This window comes from Acidaminobacter sp. JC074, assembly GCF_022496765.1.
Lineage (GTDB): Bacteria > Bacillota > Clostridia > Peptostreptococcales > Acidaminobacteraceae > JABXKX01.
Genome location: NZ_VANV01000019.1, coordinates 76,035 through 93,912, shown reverse-complemented (window position 1 = coordinate 93,912; position 17,878 = coordinate 76,035). Strand labels below are relative to the sequence as shown.

The following is a 17,878-nucleotide window of genomic DNA, read 5'->3' as shown; positions in this document are numbered from 1 at the left end:
ACTTGGTGATTAACTCTAGATATTAACTGAAATTAGAATGTTTTTGGGAATAATGTTGACGATGTGGGACGGGTTTTGTACACTTATATTGTTAAGAATTTGGAGGTAAAAGATGAATCCATTGAATAAAAAGATAGGCATAATTGGTGGCGGACAACTTGGGAAAATGATGATTTTAGATGCCAAGCGCTTGGGATTTAAAGTTGTTACTTTAGATCCAACAGAAGACTGCCCATCTCATAGTATTAGTGATACACATATTGTGGCTTCCTTCCATGACAAAGAAGCTTACAAAACTTTAGCTGAATCAGTTGATGTAATTACCTATGAATTCGAACACATTGATGCTGATTTGTTAATTGAGCTAGAAGAAGCAGGACATGTAGTTTATCCTACTGCGTCTTCTTTAAAGATCATACAGAATAAGTTTACTCAGAAGTCACTCCTCAGGGAAAAAGGCATAGAAATGCCTGACTTTATAAAAGTGGACTCTCTTGAAGACCTAAAAGCAGCTGGTATGAAGTTTGGCTATCCATACATGTTAAAGGCGACAACTGGCGGTTATGATGGCAAAGGTAATGCTGTTGTTAAGAATGAAGACGATATAGAAAATCAGTACAATGTACTTGGTGGTGGCAAGGTAGATCTAATGGCTGAGAAGTTCTTGAACTTTTCTAAAGAGATTTCTGTGTTAGCTTGTAGAGGTATTGATGGTGAGATCACTGTTTACCCAGTAGCAGAAAATATCCATAAGGACAGTATTTTAGATGAGACCATTGTACCGGCTGAAATGACTGATGAGAGCCAAAAAAAGGCTATGAAAATGGCCCATGATGTGATGGAGATATTTGAAGGTGTTGGCATGTTCTGTACTGAAATGTTTTTAGACGATGAGGGTGGAATCTACTTAAATGAAGTTGCACCGAGACCACATAACTCAGGTCATTACACCATTGAAGCTACCATCTCAAGTCAATATGAGCAGCATATTAGAGCAATAACAGGTTTACCACTTGGTGATGTTAATTTAATATCACCAGTTGTCATGAGAAATATACTAGGATCAGGACAGGCTGGAGTAAGTCTGGTAACGGGTATTGAAGAAACTTACAAAAACCCGAGAGTGAAGGTTCATATCTATGGCAAGGCTTCTTCAAAGCCTGGCAGAAAGATGGGTCACTTAACTGTCGTAGGTAATGATATAAATCAAGTGAGAAAAGAAGCCAATGAGGCTTATCATTCTATTAAAATTATAGGAGGCGACAAATGATTGGTATTATAATGGGTAGCGATTCTGATTTGCCAGTAATGAAAGCAGCAGCTGAATTTCTTGATGAGATTGGCTTATCATATGAGTTGACAGTAGTGTCTGCACATAGAACACCAGATAGGTTGGTTGACTATGCTAAAACTGCAAGAGAAAGAGGCATCAAAGTAATCATTGCTGGCGCAGGTGGTGCGGCACACTTACCAGGTATGATAGCAGCTATGACCTCAGTACCAGTAATCGGTGTACCAGTGAAAACAAGTACGCTCAGCGGAGTTGACTCTCTTTACTCTATTGTTCAAATGCCTCCAGGTATTCCAGTGGCAACAGTTGCTATAAATGGTGCTAAAAACGCTGGTATTTTAGCTGGTGAAATCATAGGCACATTTGATGATGAAGTTTACACAAGAGTGGATGACTATAAGAAAAGTCTTGAAAAAATGGTGCTCGATAAGGCTGAAAAGCTTGAGGAATTGAAATACAGTGCTTATCTTGAGCAGATGAATAAATAAGAAATGGCTAGATGCAAGCGAGCATCTAGTTTTTTTATTATTTTGGTATACAATCGAATATGTTTATATTTGGAAGTCGAACTATTAAATCATTTGATTTCTCTTTTTGAGATGGCCTTGGTAGAATGATGATGGATTAAGGAGGGGCTATGAAAAATAGAAAATTAATGATTGTATTAGGCGGCCTGATAATTGGGGTATTATCAGGACTGCTTGTGAAGTTTGGCAATCTAGGAAATATGGGTGTGTGCATTGCATGCTTTCTTAGAGATATTTCTGGTAGCTTAGGCTTACACTCAACATCTAAACTTGCCTACATCAGACCAGAAATTATAGGTATAGTTTTAGGAGCATTTATTGCAGCTTTTGTTGCAAAAGAGTTTAATGTAAAAGGCGGTTCTTCACCTTTTATAAGATTCCTATTGGGTATGACGGTAATGATTGGTGCTTTGGCATTTTTAGGCTGCCCAATGAGAATGGTATTAAGACTGGCAGGTGGAGACTTAAATGCCATTTTAGGTATTGCAGGTTTCTCAGCAGGTATTCTTGTAGGTATTTTCTTCTTAAACAAGGGTTTTACACTTAAGAGAAACTATGATCAGCCAAAAGCGGGCGGTTATATGTTGGTGGCAATTATGGTTGCACTATTAGTAGCACTGCTTGCTAGACCAGCATTTTTGATCTTTGGTGTGGATGGTAAACTACCACCAGCAGCGCCTATTGCACTATCTTTAACAGCAGGTTTGGTTGCAGGTGTTGTTGCACAAAAAACTAGACTTTGTATGGTAGGTGGTATCAGAGATATTATCTTGTTCAAAGACAACTATTTATTATTAGGTTTCTTAAGTATTTTACTGGGCGCTTTTGTTACTAACTTAGCATTTGGAAACTTCAATATTGGTTTTGAAGGTCAGCCAGCAGCTCACAATGTTTGGTACATCAACTTTGTAGGTATGTTTGTAGCAGGTTGGGGATCGGTACTTTTAGGCGGCTGTCCACTTCGCCAATTGATTTTATCAAGTGAAGGTAATGTAGACTCTTCAGTTACAATCATGGGTTTAATGATGGGAGCAGGTGTCGCGCATAACTTAAAGTTAGTTGCTGCATCGCCGAATACAATGCCAGCACTTGTTATACTTACAGTATTCTTATTGTTTGTGAGTCTTGTGAATAGGGAGGTTGTCTAATGAAAATTGATACGTCAGGATTGTCTTGTCCAGAACCAGTTTTAAGAACTAAAAAAGCAATTAAATCTAAACCAGCAAGTATTGAGGTTGTCGTTGACAATAACACAGCCATGCAAAATGTGAAAAGATTTTTAGAAAATAGTGGCTATCAGGTAAGTCTTGATGACTTGCTTGTAAAAGGTACAAAATAATGAAGTATCTTGTCATCTTTCATACTTTCTCAGGTGTTCTTTATTTAGAAAAATACATGAAGAAACAGGGCATAGAATATGAAACAATGCCAGCTCCTAGAGAATTAAGTGTAGATTGTGGCGTTGCTTTGACATTTGTTCATGATGATTTTAATAAGGTCATTGGAGAAATTCATGTAGAAAACATACATCGAATCTATGAAGTCGATGCAAATATATTGGTATATGAAAACAATTAATTGAGGGGATTTTCCCCTCAATAGTTTTTTGTCACATATTCAAATGAATGACTGATCAGCTCTTCTAAAACGGATAAGTCGATGTCATCAAGTTTGTTGATATAGAGACATGATTTGCCTAGTTTGTGTTTGCCTAGCCTTTTTAACAGGTCTTCATAATGGTCATAGCCATTCATGATATACAGGGTTAAGCTTTGTTTTCTAGGTGAAAAGCCTATTTTCATCCACTCAAATTCTTTGCCTGTCGAGTTACTATACTTGTAAGTTCCGAATCCAATAATGGAGTCTCCCCACATCTTTGCTTCTTCCTTTGTTAAGCGACTCATGATTTCTAATACCACAAGTGAGTCTTCTTTTCGTCTCTTATTGTCTACATTATTAAGAAACTCTAAAACATTCTTATCATTAATTTTAGTTTTTAATTCGTACATAATCATCACCTCATTATTGATATTACCCGTTTTTTATTAAAAACCCCACTTTTTTAGTGGGAATTTGCTAAAACTGTAACATAAGTTCTTGTTTAGGGCAAAAAAGTGTGCTATGATTAGGACGTATTTTGGAGGACGTTTATGAAAAGACATTTAATAAAGAACGGCATCATCTTAGGTGTATCACTTGTTATAGCACTTATAATAACCCTTGTAATGGGATGGTCAATGACAACTTTATCAAATTCTTTAACAGGCGTAGGTCTGATAGTTCTAGCTTACGGTGCTGCAGTTGCTTCTAACATCGGTTCCAGAGGTTCTAGAAAAGAACGTCAACAAGAAAGAAATATTCCAGGTAAAAGAGAAGAGAGAGAAAAGCAATATACTGCAAATTTAATCAGTGGATGGTTAACATTTGCTACAGGTGGTATAATAATAGCATTATCTGTTTTAGTGACAAGACTTTAGCGTATAAGTGATACACCGTATCACTTTATAATATAATACAATGTATACTAAAATTGTCGAATTGATGGAAGTTCGGATTTTAGGACGAATAATGAAAAGGAGGGTTTGCATGAAAATACAAACTAATCAAGAGACTGTAGATGCAATCAAAGCGATTGTAGAGCAGCAAGCAGACCAACCTAGCAATATCAGAATTTATATTGCAGGTATGGGTTGAAGTGGTCCAAGCTTTGGTTTAACTCTGGACGAGTTAAGTGAAAATGACGTTAAAGATGATTCTAATGATGTAACATTCATCATGGCAAAGGATCTTCACGAGCAATTAGGTGACATTATTGTTGAATTATCAGGTGGCGGATACATCGTACGTCCTGTAGAGCAACAAGAATCTGCATGTTCTTCATGTGCTGGTAGCTGTGGTTAGTCAAAGTACTCATTGAGTACTTTTTTTTTTTGCAAAAATAAATTACATTTTATAACAAATTATTGACAAACAATAATTTTAAGAGTAAGTTCTAATTAGAATTATAATAAAACAATAATTTTGGAGGACTTATGTATATAGATAAAATAAAAAAAATACTGATCGCAGTAGGTCTTATAGGTATAGCTTTGACCATATTCAGTTTGATAACGAATATTGGTTATAAAGAATTGGTGACATTTCCTTTTATTCAAGTTGCCTGGTTCTTAAGGTGGTTATCCCTTTCTTCTTCCATAGGCAATGTGGTGGCGATTCTTATTTATGTTTCCATTTCAGCCTTACCTTTATTTATACTCATTGGTGTAAGAAGAAAAAAATATGATACAGAAGATATTTTACTTGTAACCACAAGCATTTTACTCTTTGTTACAATATATCTGATGATCAATCCAAGAGAAATGACAGCTGTCATTCCTGGAGGATTAGAAGATTACGGTGGGATTATGCTTTCAAGTGTGACGTATATCAACATAGGTGGCTATGTGGTATTAAGGCTTTTAAGAAGATTTTCATCTAGTCAAACCAATCATTTGCTAAGAGATTTATCATTAGTCCTTGTTTTTACCGCTTCGTTTTTCGTAATAGCACTTTCGTTTATTTACCCACTAAAGGTTATAGAAGAAGTAAATAATCTTAGACTCAGTAATACAGGACGTGGCGATTTCTTCTTATCTGATTTCTTTATTATTTTAAAGTATGCTGTCATAGCCTTACCAACTGGATTTGGTCTTGTTATTATCTTGAAATCACTTGATTTAATTGAGGCCTTAAGTTTGGATAGATACAGCGAAAAAGTCATTGAAACTGCTCAAATCCTTGAAGGTATTTGTAAAAAGGCCATCATTGCATCAACATCAGCAACAGTTGTATTTAGCCTTTTACAAGTTCTCTTTGCAAAATCTTTGATAAGAACAGATTTTCAACTATCCATTCCACTAACATCCATTATACTTGTTTTGATGACCATGTTGTTGACACGTTTTTTTACTGAAACGAAAGAGATAAAAGAGGAAAATGATATGTTTGTCTAGGAGGTAACATGGCAATTAAAGTTTATTTAACCGACATCTTAAAAGAAAAGAACATTACCTCTAAAGAACTCTGCAAGCAAGTGGGGATCACTGAAGCCAACCTATCCATTTTAAGATCGGGTAAGGCGAAGGGCATCAGGTTTCATACCATTAACAAGATTTGCTATTATTTAGGATGTGATGTTGGCGATATTTTAAAGTTTGACGGACACTTGGAGGATGATCATGATTAAAAAAATAATAATATTGGTAATGTGTTTGAGTCTCATTGGATGTCAACTTGCCAAAGAAGATGGTGCAAAAGTTCAGTCAAAAGATGAGTTGATGGGGGTATATATAACCTTTGACTATGTAGACTTATTTGATATGGAAAAGTATCTAGAAGAAAATGCCTCTAAAATAGTAGCTGGTAAAGATATCATTATAGAAGATGATCAAAGAAACAGACTCTATGCCACATACAATGAAGACTTAGTAGATAAGTATGACTTTGGTATCGAAGGTGTTTTATTTGCAAACCTGTCTTATACAGATGAATATGGTGAGGTCTATAAAGTTTCTGGTGATGGTTACATTCATGAAGTTCATATAGGTTCGAGCAATACCTCTGAAAGCATTGAAGGTACACTCTATCTTAAAAGTGGGGGAACTAGGTCTATTTATACCAATCCAGTTTATCAAACAGAGGATGGTCAAGTTTATATGCTGACTGGAACTGGTATTTCAGCATCAGAAGGTTCATTTGGTCAAACTATATCAGAGAGTACAACGGAAACCATCGATGGTATCACAAGTGAGAAGTCATTTGAAGTAAAGGTTAATGTAGAACTGATAGAGCCAGCGGATGCTTATGTTTTTAAGCAGTTTAATGAAGATGATGAAATGATTAAAGTAGAGGATATTGATTTAAATAATATTCCCAAAAGTGTTCAAAGAGATGGTGACACGGCCTATATGATTTTAGAATACTGTCATGACGGACAGGTTGTTGATAGGACACTTATATCAGATGAAGATTATATGTCATTAAATGTATTTGGTGATTCAAAGGCTGCTAAAGGTCACTATGTGTCAATCGACTAGGAGAGAATAATGAGAAAAATTTTAGTAGTATTATCTATAGTTTTAGCTGTAGCAGGTGTCTATTTCATTGAAGTTCATTTTGCTGAAGCTTATGAATTAGAAATCGAAAGGGCCAGACAAGAAGCTGATTTGATAGAATCTGAAATAAACTTGTCTTTTGAAAAGATAGAAAGTGACCTGTCTACTTTATATGGTGATCCTAAATTAGTAGCTTACTTAAATGAAGTTAACTCTAAAGAAGACATAAGAAGCCATAGAAACTTCGACTATGTATTTGAACTTCTAAAATCTAAAGCAGATCAAGGTTATATGTATGCTTGGATTGCAAATGACAGGGCCAATTTCTTTTTAGACAATACAGATTTTATCGGACCAGACGGTTATGATCCTAAAAAGAGACCTTGGTACGAGGCGATAGATCAAGAGGGAATTTATTATAGTGACCCTTATTCTGATATTATAGTGGAAAATAGTTTAATGACAGCTATTAAAGTTATAGATGATATTCCATACAGTTTTGTATGTTTAGACTTTTCTATTTCTAACATATTTGATAGATTCGAAGAGGCTATTTTGATAGATGAAAATGGCATGGTTGTCTACAGTAAAAATCAAGAGCATTTTGCATCTAGTGTTGTAGACTTGGGTTATCTAACAGAGGATATACTGTCAAGTGATGAAGGTACTTATGAAAAAGAGGGGACCATTTCTGTTTTGAAGGAGATACAACCTATGAAACATAAGCTTCTTGTTCACAAGGATTTTTCTGAGATAAGAGACAAGCAGATGTCTTATAAAGTAATGATGCAAACAGGATGTGTAGGTCTTCTTTTACTGGTTATTTTAATCACTATCTTTTTTAAAAGACAAGTAAAGGAGTGTGATGAATGAAGATACTAACATTACTTCTAATGGTTTTGCTTTTAATAGCATGTGGTCCTGAACCTAGTGTAGAAGCTATATATTATACAGATGTTGACGGTAATATTTATGATACTCTTGAAATAGAGGGGACTGTTTGGACAAGTGTAGACCTTAAAACGATTCATGATTTAGATGGTGAAGACTTAACATCCTATGAGGTAGAAGGCCGTGAATCGAGATTATACAATATTAAAATGATTGAAAATCTTATATCAGAAGGCTGGCGTCTACCCACATCTAAGGACTGGGAAACTCTTATGTCAGCCTATCCAAGCATAGAAGATTTAAGAAGTGAACCTTTTAACTTATCCTATGCAGGCATGTATGATTTTACAGGTGTTTACCAATGGACAGACACAGGTTGTCTTTATATTGGTAAAGATGGTGATGAAATTTCCTATTACTTTTATGACGGTCAGGGCAATAGTTTAAAGACTGGCAACTTTCATCCAAAGGATGGATTTTCTATAAGACTGGTTAAAGTTAAGATGCCTAAATAGGCATTTTTCTTTATAAGTACTGAAAACGGTATCAGTTTCGTATTGATAAAGTTCAATAAAGTTAAAGTAAGTAATGATAAAGAACTTGCGCAGTTGAAACAAAAATGATATGATGTTTAAAAATAGAAACCGGTTTCAGTTAGGAGGAATGAATATGAGTACACATATTAATGCTAAACAAGGTGATATTGCAGAAAAAGTTTTGGTACCTGGCGATCCACTTCGTGCCAAATTTATAGCCGACACATTTCTAGAAGATGTTATTTGCTACAACTCGGTTAGGGGGATGTATGGTTATACGGGGACATACAAAGGCAAGAGAGTCTCTGTACAAGGGACTGGTATGGGAATGCCTTCTGCATCAATATACTTACATGAATTGATGAATGATTATGGTGTAAAAAGTGTTATCAGAGTAGGAACTTGTGGAGCGATTAGAGAAGATATAGGTATTAGGGACATCATCATTGCTATGACAGCTTCTACTAACTCAAATATGAATAAGAGAAGATTTGGAAATTTGGACTTTGCACCATGTGCAGACTTTGACTTGCTCCATGCTGCTTATCAGAGAAAAGATATGGTGGATGTACCAGTACATGTTGGAGGTATTTGTTCAAATGATTCCTTTTATGAAGGTGATCCAGAGGAAACAAAACTCTTGGCCTCTTATGGGGTAATGGCCTATGAAATGGAAACCACTGCCTTATATACATTGGCTGCCAAGTTTAATGTAAAAGCATTAACACTTCTTACTGTGAGTGATTCATTGGTAACACATGAAGAAACATCTGCAGAGGAAAGGCAAAATACATTTTTAGATATGATGAAAATAGCACTAGAAATCATTTAAGTCTTGTGCTTTCATCAAGATATTAGTATGATATTTCTTGTGATAGGAGGTTAACTTGAACATAAATGATATAGCAAAGATGGCAGGGGTATCTAAGGCAACTGTCTCAAGAGTTTTAAATGGCATTAAAGTTAAACCTGAATACAAGGAAAAAGTAGACAGGGTGCTACTTGAGACAGGTTATAAACCCAACCGTCTTGCAAGAGAACTGGTATCAAAAAAGACCAAGCTCATTGGTGTTATCTTACCCTCATTAAAACCTAATGTTTATTCATATATTGTAGAGGGCATGGCCAAAGTACTGCAAGATAAAGGCTATTCCCTGATTATAACAACTTGTGATGAGTTTAATGTCAAAGAGGATGATGTCATTGATCTACTTGACTTCTTCATTGACAGGCATGTAGAAGGTATTGTGTATGTGCCTAATATCATTACTGAAGAAACAAAGGCCTATATTGATACTTATCAACTGCCAATGGTTACAATAGGAGAAAAAATCAATGGGTTACCAGCTGTTTTATTTGATGATTACAACGCTTCTAAGTCTATCGTAGATTACCTGGTCAAACTGGGACACGAGTCTATTGGCTATATTGGTATAAAGGATGAATATCATTCAGTTGGTTATCTAAGAAGATTGGGCTATATGAACGGCTTAAAAGAAGCAGGTATTGAAATAGACGAGTCTATGATGGTCACTACAGGCTTTGAAAAAAACAATGGTTATGTTGCGGCTAAAGATTTTATCAAGTCAGTTGGTCAAGTGACGGCTATTTTTGCAGGCTATGACAGGATGGCTTACGGCATCATCAATTACTTAACCAAAGTTGGTTACAAAGTCCCGGAGGATATATCTGTTATTGGTATAGACGATGATGATGTTTCAGCTTATTTTACACCTTCACTGACTTCTGTATCTTTTGATTATGTGAAAACAGGGCAAGTGGCTGCAAATATGATTATAGATTTTATCAAGGAAAATTTAGACATAAAAGATCAAGTGATTGATTTTAAAATTATTGAGAGAAACAGTGTGATATAGCCATCATTGATGGCTATATTTATGGAGTTTTTATGAGAAAAATTATTGTTATGTTATTAGGACTGACCCTTTTGGCTTTGGGTATAAGCTTTATTATACAGTCAAATTTCGGTGCAGATCCTGTAACGGTTATGTTTACTGGGGTGGCCAACCTACTGAATGTCACCATAGGCAGAGCATCACAAATTATCATGGTATGTTTGATTGTCATTGTCTACTTTGTAGATAAATCAAAACTAGGATTTGCGACTGTATCACATGCTGTATTAGTAGGATTTCTAATGGATTTCTTTATGACCTTTAGTTTGCCACAGGGCATTATTTCAAATGTACTAGGGGTGACCATTATGTCAGCAGGTCTTGCTATGTATATAACAGCTGAGTTAGGCGCAGGTGCTTTAGACTGTGTAACCATGATTTTAGTTAATAAATCGAAGTTGGAGTTTAAGTATGTTAGAATAGGTCTTGATGTTGTATTTGTAGCCATAGGCCTTGTGCTCGATGCTACCATTGGCTATGGTTCAATGATTGCAGTTGTCATTACGGGTCCTTTGATTCAAATGTTTTTAAAACAGTTTAATACAATAAAAAAGCTGCGTACAGCATAAAACTAAGGCAAAGTTGCCTTAGTTTTTTTTAGGTTCATTATTGAGCATATGGTCCATAAAGTCTTTTGCTGTATTAGAAAGTGGTAGATTTTCTGATATTGCAAATGATATCTGTCTTGTTGGTAGTTTGGGCGTCAGTTTGACTGGATAAAGGTCGTTTTGGTTTTTTAGGGTATCATCCATGGCAAAACCTATACCCAAATCGGCTTTAACCATTTCTAATATCAAGTCCACACTGACCATTTCAAACTCAGGTTCTAAGACAAAGCCGTTTTCTTTAAAGAAGTGATCCATATACTTACGTGTATTGGTATTTTGCCTTAAAGTGATGATAGGGTGCCCTGAAAGTTCTTGTAGTGTTATTTTGTCACCAATTTTTTCATGCAGTTCCTCACCCACAACACATACTTCTTCATAATCTTGGAGTTTAATGAGTTTGATATTGTCATAAGTAGTATCCTTTGAGATGGCAACAATACCAAAATCCATTAGACCTTCACCTATCATCTGCAGTGTCTTTCTGGAAGGTTGATTGATGATGTTGATTTTTATCTGAGGATACTTTTTATGAAACTTCTTAAAATAAGGCAGCAGGAAGTATTTACATAAGGTATCACTGGCACCAATTGTGATTTCGCCTAAAGAATAATTTTCAATCTTTCTTTCAGCGGCTTTCAAATGCTGATATGCCTGAGAGACATGGGTCAAAAGTATTTGTCCTTCTTCAGTTAAAGAGATCTTTTTTTTATATCTGATAAACAGTTTCGTATCGAGTTTGGTCTCTAATTGCTTGATGGACTGACTCACCGATGACTGAGTAACATAAAGCTGTTCACTGGCTTTGGTAAAGCTTAGGTTAATAGCTGTGAAGTAAAAAATCTTATACAATTCAAAATTAATATCCATTCATTAGCTCTCCTTATCAACTTAATTACTATTATTAATTATAATTATATATCAACCTGTGTTAAAATCAAGGTGAAATTAGATTTTAAAACTGTGGAGGGTTTCGATGGTTAGAAGAATATTTGTTGAAAAGAAAAAAGGTTTTACAGTAGAAGGTGACCACCTTTTAAAGGAATTGAATGAGAACTTAAACTTAGATTTATCACAGGTTCGTGTGATCAATTGTTATGAAATTGAAAACATGAGTGATGAAATATTTGAAGTGGCTAAAGAAAATGTATTTTCAGAGCCAAATGTTGACTTAGTATATGAAAATACCAACTTTTTAGACATGGACTTTGTATTCAGAGTACAACTACTACCAGGCCAATACGATCAAAGAGCAGACTCGGCTGAGCAGTGTGTTCAATTGATTACAGGCATGGAAAGACCACTTGTTGAATCATCAAAAATCATTGCCATTGAAGGTGACCTTTCAGATGATAAAAAAGCTCAGATTAAAAAATACTTAATCAACCCAGTAGAGTCACATGAGATTGGTTTTGAGAAAAAAGTGTCTTTGAAGATGGTGACTGAAGAGCCTGAGCTGGTTAAGCATTATGATGGCTTTAGAAATATGGATTTAAATGCTTTGGAAACTTTCAGAGCTTCTGAAGGTTTTGCTATGAGTAAAGAAGACTTAGAGCACATTAGAAAATACTTTGAAACAGAAGACAGAGATCCAACAGTAACTGAGCTTAAGGCAATTGATACTTACTGGTCAGATCACTGTAGACATACAACATTCTTTACAGAGATTACAGATGTAGAAATTGAAGATAATGAGTTTTCTAAGGCTTTAGAAGATGCTTTAGAATTGTATTATTCAGATAGAAAAGCTTTAGACAGACTTCATAAGCCGGTATCTTTAATGGATTTAGGAACCATTGCAGCTAAGAAGAGAAGACAAGAAGGTCATTTAGAAGACTTAGATATTTCAGAAGAAATCAATGCATGTTCTATAGAAGTTAAAGTGGATGTAGATGGTCGAGAAGAAGATTACTTGGTTATGTTTAAGAATGAAACACATAACCATCCAACAGAAATTGAGCCTTTTGGTGGCGCTGCAACCTGTCTAGGTGGTGCCATTAGAGATCCATTATCAGGCAGAGCATATGTTTACCAGGCAATGAGAATCACAGGTGCTTCAGATCCTAGAAAATCAATTGATCAAACTTTAGCAGGGAAATTACCACAACGTACCATCACAACAGGTGCAACTAAGGGATACTCGTCTTATGGTAACCAAATTGGTGTGACAACAGGTCATGTCAAGGAATACTATCATGATGGCTTCTTGGCAAAGAGAATGGAAGTTGGTGCAGTGATTGCGGCCACACCCAAGTCTGAAGTTATAAGAGAAGTGCCATGTCCAGGTGATGTTGTATTACTTGTTGGTGGTTTAACAGGTAGAGATGGTTGTGGCGGTGCAACAGGGTCGTCAAAAGAACATACAGAAGATTCGATATTAGAGTGTGGTTCAGAAGTTCAAAAAGGTAACGCACCTGTTGAAAGAAAGCTACAAAGATTGTTTAGAAATGAAACTTTATCAAGAATGATAAAAAGATGTAATGACTTTGGTGCTGGAGGGGTATCAGTTGCCATAGGTGAAATTGCAGATTCTTTGGATATTAGATTAGATGCAGTACCTAAGAAGTATGAAGGCCTTGATGGCACTGAGCTGGCAATTTCTGAATCACAAGAGCGTATGGCCGTTGTGGTTACAAAAGAAGATGCAGAAAGCTTTATTAAACTTTCTGAACAAGAAAACCTAGAAGCTGTACATGTTGCAGATGTAACGGACTCAGGCAGACTGATCATGAGCTTTAAGGGGCAAGAAGTCTTTAATATCAAGAGAGATTTCTTAGATACAAATGGTGTAACAAGTAAGATGGATATAAAAATTGTACCACCAACAAAGGGTGATTTCTTTGAAGAAAAAGTGGAAGACTTAAGTGTAAAAGTAGACCAAGTCCTAAGTGATTTAAATGTATGTTCACAAAAGGGTATGGTGGAACACTTTGATGCTACAATAGGTGCTTCTTCAGTATTGATGCCATTTGGTGGTAAGAGATACCAAACGCCAACTGAAGGTATGGTGGCAAAGATTCCTGTTAAGGGTCTTGAAACCAAGACTGCTACTATCATGACGCATGGTTACCACCCAGACCTTGCTTTATGGTCACCATTCCATGGTGGTATGTATGCGGTTGTAGACTCAGTTGCAAAAGTAGTCGCTATGGGTGGCGATTATAGAAATGTTCGTTTAACTTTCCAGGAATATTTTGAAAAGCTAGGTCGTGATTCTGTAAAATGGGGTAAACCTATGGCTGCACTTCTTGGTGCACATGTTGCCCAAGATGCCTTTAAGACAGCAGCAATCGGTGGTAAGGATTCTATGTCTGGTACATTTAAGGACATCCATGTACCTCCAACATTGATTTCTTTTGCAGTAGCACCTGTTCATGTAGACGATGTTATCACTCCAGAGTTTAAAGAAGCAGGTTCTAAACTTGTTTTATTTGAGGCAAAGAGAAATGAAGATGAAACATTAAACTTTGATGCACTTGTGAAGATGTATGAAAGCATTCAAAGTTTAATCAAAGATAAAAAGATCATATCGGCTTATACAATTTCAGAGGGTGGTGCTTTTGCAGCTCTATCTAAGATGGCCTTTGGTAATGGCATTGGCTTTGATGTCAAGCTTGATACAAATAGATTATTTGAAAGAATGATGGGCTCAATTGTTGTTGAAATGACAGATGCAGAAGGCTATGAAGTTATCGGTCAAACAAGAGAGGACTTTAAAGCTGTCATCAACGGTCAAGCCTTTGATTTAGAGAAACTTGAAAAGAAATGGTCAGATCCACTCAGTCATGTATTCCCAATTTCAGAGGATGCAGACGGCAGCGTAGAAGCCATCACTTATCATGCATCTCGCCATATCAAGGCTAAGCAAACATATGATAAGCCTAAGGTTGTCATTCCAGCTTTTCCAGGTACAAACTGTGAAGACGATACAAGAAAAGCTTTTGAAAAAGTAGGCGCTGAAGTTGAAGTGGTACTGATTAGAAACTTGAAATCAGAATGGATTCAAGATTCAATTGCTAGCTTAGAAAAGGCGATTAGATCAGCTCAAATTGTTGCTTTACCAGGTGGTTTCTCAGCTGGTGACGAGCCAGATGGTTCTGGGAAATTCATTGCTTCTGTATTCAAAAATGATAAGATAAAGGCTGCTATTTCAGATTTGCTTGATAACCGTGATGGTTTGATGATTGGTATTTGTAATGGTTTCCAAGCATTAGTTAAGTTAGGATTATTACCATATGGTCAAATACAAGCATTAGATCATGATAGCCCAACACTGACTTACAATAAGATTGGTCGTCACGTAGCTAGATATGCTAAAACAAGAATTGCATCAAATCTTTCTCCATGGTTAAGGGGTGTTCAAGTGGGTGATATTCACGAGGTAGCCTTATCTCATGGTGAAGGTAGATTCTATGCAAGTGAAGACATGTTAAAAGAGTTTATTCAAAATGGACAGATTGCCACTCAATACGTAGATGAGTCGGGTAAACCTTCATATGATGGTATTACTAATCCAAATGGTTCTCTTTATGCCATAGAAGGTTTAACATCTAAAGATGGCCGTATTCTTGGTAAAATGGGTCACTCAGAACGTGTTTCTTATGGTGTTGCTAAAAACATTTATGGTGAAAAAGAAATGAAGATATTTGAAGCGGGTGTGAATTATTTTAGGGGCTTATAAAAAGTCTACAAATCAAGAAACCGTACTTTTATAAACGACGGTCTAAAATTGTTCGTGTTTTTATTGTCAAAAAAGAACTATGGTGTTACTATGACAGTATAAGCATTATATTCTTATTAACTAGCTCAGGAGGCATTCATGGAAAAGATGGAAATGTTATACGAAGGTAAAGCTAAGAAAGTGTTTAAAACAGATGATAAAGATGTTTATCATATTGTTTATAAAGATGATGCAACTGCATTTAATGGTGTTAAGAAGGGTACAATTTCTGATAAGGGTGCAGTCAACAATCAAATGTCTGCCATTTTATTTGAAATGTTAGAAGAAAAAGGTGTACCAACTCATTTTGTAAAACTACTAAATGAAAGAGAAATGCTTGTAAAGGCAGTAGAGATTCTACCTTTAGAAGTTATTGTAAGAAACATTGCTGCTGGTTCTTTGGCAAAACGTCTGGGTTTAGAAGAAGGCGTTGTCATGGAGGAAACAGTTTTAGAGTTCTGTTATAAGAACGATGATTTAGGTGATCCTATGATCAATGATTACCACATTGCTGCTATTAAGTTAGCGACTAAAGAGCAGGTGGAAGTTGTTAAGAAATATGCTTTCATGATTAATGAGGTTTTAGTAGACTTCTTTAAAGAAAGAAAGATCAAGCTTGTAGACTTTAAAATAGAGTTTGGTGTTTATGAAGGCAAGGTTATCTTAGCAGACGAGATTTCTCCTGATACTTGTAGACTTTGGGATGCTGAATCAAATAAAAAATTAGATAAAGATAGATTTAGACGTGACTTAGGTGATGTAGAAGATGCCTATCAAGAAGTTTTAAAGAGACTTAAATAGTCTGGAGGATTAAATGTTTGACGACAAACTGAGAGAAGAGTGTGGCGTTCTGGGGATTTATTCTCCAGAAAATGAAGTCCTAGCACAAATGATGGGATTTGGTCTAGTTGCCTTACAACATAGAGGTCAAGAAAGTGCTGGTATAGCTACTTCAAATAAGGGTACCATGAACTACTATAAAGATATGGGCTTGGTACAGGACGTTTTTACAAATAAGATATTAGAAAGACTTCAAGGTGATGTATCTATCGGTCATGTAAGATACTCTACAACAGGTGAATCTTATGTGTCAAATGCACAACCTTTGGTTGTCAATTATAAGGGAGGGTCCATTGCTCTTGCTCATAATGGCAACTTAGTAAATGCAGACAAGATTAGAGAACGTTTAGAAGATGAAGGTTCGATTTTCCAAACTTCTATAGACTCAGAAGTAATTGCAAACTTAATTGCTAGAAATTACAGTCATGGCTTTAAAGATGCCATTAAGGAAGCTATTTCTGAAATCAAAGGTGCCTTTGCACTCACAATTATTTGTGAAAATAAGTTGATTGGTGTAAGAGATCCAAATGGTTTAAGACCTTTATGTCTTGGTAAACTAGATGGTGGTTTTGTTCTAGCATCAGAATCATGTGCACTAGATGTTGTAGGTGCTGAGTTTATAAGAGACATTGAAAAAGGTGAAATGGTCATCATTGATGATGAGGGCGTTGAATCAATCATTTATGATGATACCAAAAGAAAGTCGCATTGTATCTTTGAATATGTATACTTTGCAAGACCAGATTCTAAAATGGATGGTGAATCTGTCTATATCACCAGAAGAGATGCTGGTAGAGAGTTGGCAAAAGAATTTAAAATTGATGCAGATGTGGTTATAGCAGTACCGGACTCAGGTATTGATGCTGCTATTGGTTATGCAGAAGCATCAGGCATTCCATATGGGGTTGGCCTTATTAAAAATAAATATATTGGTAGAACATTTATTCAGCCTGATCAAAAATCAAGAGAATTGGCTGTTAGACTTAAGTTGAATCCATTAACAGAAAACATCAAAGATAAGCGTGTGATTATGATTGATGATTCAATTGTTCGTGGTACAACTTCAAAGAAGATAGTATCTTCATTAAGAAAAGCAGGTGCCAAAGAAGTTCATGTTCTAGTTTCGTCACCACCAGTTGTACATTCTTGTTACTTTGGTATAGATACACCAGAGAGAAAAGAACTGGTTGGTGCAGTAAAGTCTGTAGAAGAAATTAGACAAATGATTGGTGCAGATAGCCTTGGCTATATCAGTGTGGAAGGCTTGATGAGATCGGTTCATAAAACTTCAGATAATTTATGTGTGGCTTGTTTCAATGGTGACTATCCATTAGAAGTACCTAAGTCTGCAAGTAAATTTATGTTTGAGACCAATAAAGCGGTAGAAATTAAAAATACATAGCTTTTGCTATGTATTTCATTGATATGAAAACTTGTTTTCATAAGTTATTATGATTTC

General features: G+C 35.8%; 20 protein-coding genes. 18 read left to right on the top strand and 2 right to left on the bottom strand.

Going from position 1 to position 17,878, the window contains the following annotated elements:
* Positions 1-112 precede the first annotated feature (112 nt).
* The 5 genes from purK to EZV73_RS20500 all read left to right on the top strand — a co-directional run bounded on the left by purK (position 113) and on the right by EZV73_RS20500 (position 3,396).
* Positions 113-1,270 carry a 5-(carboxyamino)imidazole ribonucleotide synthase gene (gene purK, locus EZV73_RS20520; protein ID WP_240842301.1) on the top strand — a complete coding sequence of 386 codons (1,158 nt, stop codon included), beginning with the start codon at positions 113-115 and terminating at the stop codon, positions 1,268-1,270.
* Positions 1,267-1,779, top strand: coding sequence for a 5-(carboxyamino)imidazole ribonucleotide mutase (gene purE / locus EZV73_RS20515; protein WP_240842300.1), 513 nt, complete (start codon positions 1,267-1,269; stop codon positions 1,777-1,779). Before purK ends, purE begins: the two co-directional genes overlap by 4 nt.
* Positions 1,780-1,928: 149 nt before the next feature.
* Positions 1,929-2,966: a YedE family putative selenium transporter gene (yedE, locus tag EZV73_RS20510; RefSeq protein WP_240842299.1), complete on the top strand. Its 1,038-nt coding sequence runs from the start codon at positions 1,929-1,931 to the stop codon at positions 2,964-2,966.
* Positions 2,966-3,157: a sulfurtransferase TusA family protein gene (locus EZV73_RS20505; RefSeq protein WP_240842298.1), complete on the top strand. Its 192-nt coding sequence runs from the start codon at positions 2,966-2,968 to the stop codon at positions 3,155-3,157. The genes yedE and EZV73_RS20505 overlap by 1 nt, the downstream gene beginning before the upstream one ends.
* The gene (locus tag EZV73_RS20500; RefSeq protein WP_240842297.1) at positions 3,157-3,396 is read left to right on the top strand and encodes a DUF3343 domain-containing protein; all 240 of its coding nucleotides are present in this window, start codon (positions 3,157-3,159) and stop codon (positions 3,394-3,396) included. Before EZV73_RS20505 ends, EZV73_RS20500 begins: the two co-directional genes overlap by 1 nt.
* Positions 3,397-3,413: 17 nt before the next feature.
* On the opposite strand, the gene EZV73_RS20495 is transcribed toward EZV73_RS20500, so the two are convergent.
* The gene (locus EZV73_RS20495; protein ID WP_240842296.1) at positions 3,414-3,827 is read right to left on the bottom strand and encodes a DUF1801 domain-containing protein; all 414 of its coding nucleotides are present in this window, start codon (positions 3,825-3,827) and stop codon (positions 3,414-3,416) included.
* A 141-nt stretch (positions 3,828-3,968) separates the two neighbouring features.
* On the opposite strand from EZV73_RS20495, the gene EZV73_RS20490 reads away from it, so the two are divergent.
* The 10 genes from EZV73_RS20490 (at position 3,969) to EZV73_RS20450 (ending at position 10,823) form a co-directional block, all read left to right on the top strand.
* Positions 3,969-4,295: a hypothetical protein gene (locus tag EZV73_RS20490; protein WP_240842295.1), complete on the top strand. Its 327-nt coding sequence runs from the start codon at positions 3,969-3,971 to the stop codon at positions 4,293-4,295.
* 298 nt (positions 4,296-4,593) lie between these two features.
* Positions 4,594-4,719 (top strand): hypothetical protein, encoded by a 126-nt coding sequence (locus EZV73_RS28725; protein WP_255813790.1) that lies wholly within the window; start codon positions 4,594-4,596, stop codon positions 4,717-4,719.
* A 131-nt stretch (positions 4,720-4,850) separates the two neighbouring features.
* Positions 4,851-5,810 carry a hypothetical protein gene (locus EZV73_RS20485; protein WP_240842294.1) on the top strand — a complete coding sequence of 320 codons (960 nt, stop codon included), beginning with the start codon at positions 4,851-4,853 and terminating at the stop codon, positions 5,808-5,810.
* Between the two features lie 8 nt (positions 5,811-5,818).
* Entirely contained in the window at positions 5,819-6,043 is a 225-nt protein-coding gene (locus EZV73_RS20480; RefSeq protein ID WP_240842293.1) for a helix-turn-helix transcriptional regulator, read from the top strand.
* The gene (locus EZV73_RS20475; RefSeq protein WP_240842292.1) at positions 6,036-6,893 is read left to right on the top strand and encodes a hypothetical protein; all 858 of its coding nucleotides are present in this window, start codon (positions 6,036-6,038) and stop codon (positions 6,891-6,893) included. The genes EZV73_RS20480 and EZV73_RS20475 overlap by 8 nt, the downstream gene beginning before the upstream one ends.
* Before the next feature lie 9 nt (positions 6,894-6,902).
* Positions 6,903-7,784, top strand: coding sequence for a cache domain-containing protein (locus EZV73_RS20470; RefSeq protein WP_240842291.1), 882 nt, complete (start codon positions 6,903-6,905; stop codon positions 7,782-7,784).
* Complete coding sequence (locus EZV73_RS20465) at positions 7,781-8,317, top strand: fibrobacter succinogenes major paralogous domain-containing protein (protein ID WP_240842290.1); 537 nt, start codon at positions 7,781-7,783, stop codon at positions 8,315-8,317. The genes EZV73_RS20470 and EZV73_RS20465 overlap by 4 nt, the downstream gene beginning before the upstream one ends.
* Positions 8,318-8,471: 154 nt before the next feature.
* Complete coding sequence (gene deoD, locus EZV73_RS20460) at positions 8,472-9,170, top strand: purine-nucleoside phosphorylase (protein ID WP_240842289.1); 699 nt, start codon at positions 8,472-8,474, stop codon at positions 9,168-9,170.
* A 55-nt stretch (positions 9,171-9,225) separates the two neighbouring features.
* Entirely contained in the window at positions 9,226-10,215 is a 990-nt protein-coding gene (locus EZV73_RS20455; protein ID WP_240842288.1) for a LacI family DNA-binding transcriptional regulator, read from the top strand.
* Between the two features lie 32 nt (positions 10,216-10,247).
* Positions 10,248-10,823: a YitT family protein gene (locus EZV73_RS20450; protein ID WP_240842287.1), complete on the top strand. Its 576-nt coding sequence runs from the start codon at positions 10,248-10,250 to the stop codon at positions 10,821-10,823.
* A gap of 18 nt (positions 10,824-10,841) precedes the next feature.
* Here the strand turns inward: EZV73_RS20450 and EZV73_RS20445 are convergent, their stop codons facing one another.
* Positions 10,842-11,729, bottom strand: a complete 888-nt coding sequence (locus tag EZV73_RS20445; protein WP_240842286.1) for a LysR family transcriptional regulator — start codon at positions 11,727-11,729, stop codon at positions 10,842-10,844.
* 106 nt (positions 11,730-11,835) lie between these two features.
* Between EZV73_RS20445 and EZV73_RS20440 the strand changes: the two genes are divergently transcribed.
* The 3 genes from EZV73_RS20440 (at position 11,836) to purF (ending at position 17,821) form a co-directional block, all read left to right on the top strand.
* Positions 11,836-15,540: a phosphoribosylformylglycinamidine synthase gene (locus EZV73_RS20440; protein WP_240842285.1), complete on the top strand. Its 3,705-nt coding sequence runs from the start codon at positions 11,836-11,838 to the stop codon at positions 15,538-15,540.
* 138 nt (positions 15,541-15,678) lie between these two features.
* The gene (gene purC / locus EZV73_RS20435) at positions 15,679-16,380 is read left to right on the top strand and encodes a phosphoribosylaminoimidazolesuccinocarboxamide synthase (protein ID WP_240842284.1); all 702 of its coding nucleotides are present in this window, start codon (positions 15,679-15,681) and stop codon (positions 16,378-16,380) included.
* A 13-nt stretch (positions 16,381-16,393) separates the two neighbouring features.
* Positions 16,394-17,821, top strand: a complete 1,428-nt coding sequence (gene purF, locus EZV73_RS20430) for an amidophosphoribosyltransferase (RefSeq protein WP_240842283.1) — start codon at positions 16,394-16,396, stop codon at positions 17,819-17,821.
* The last annotated feature ends 57 nt before the right edge of the window (positions 17,822-17,878 follow it).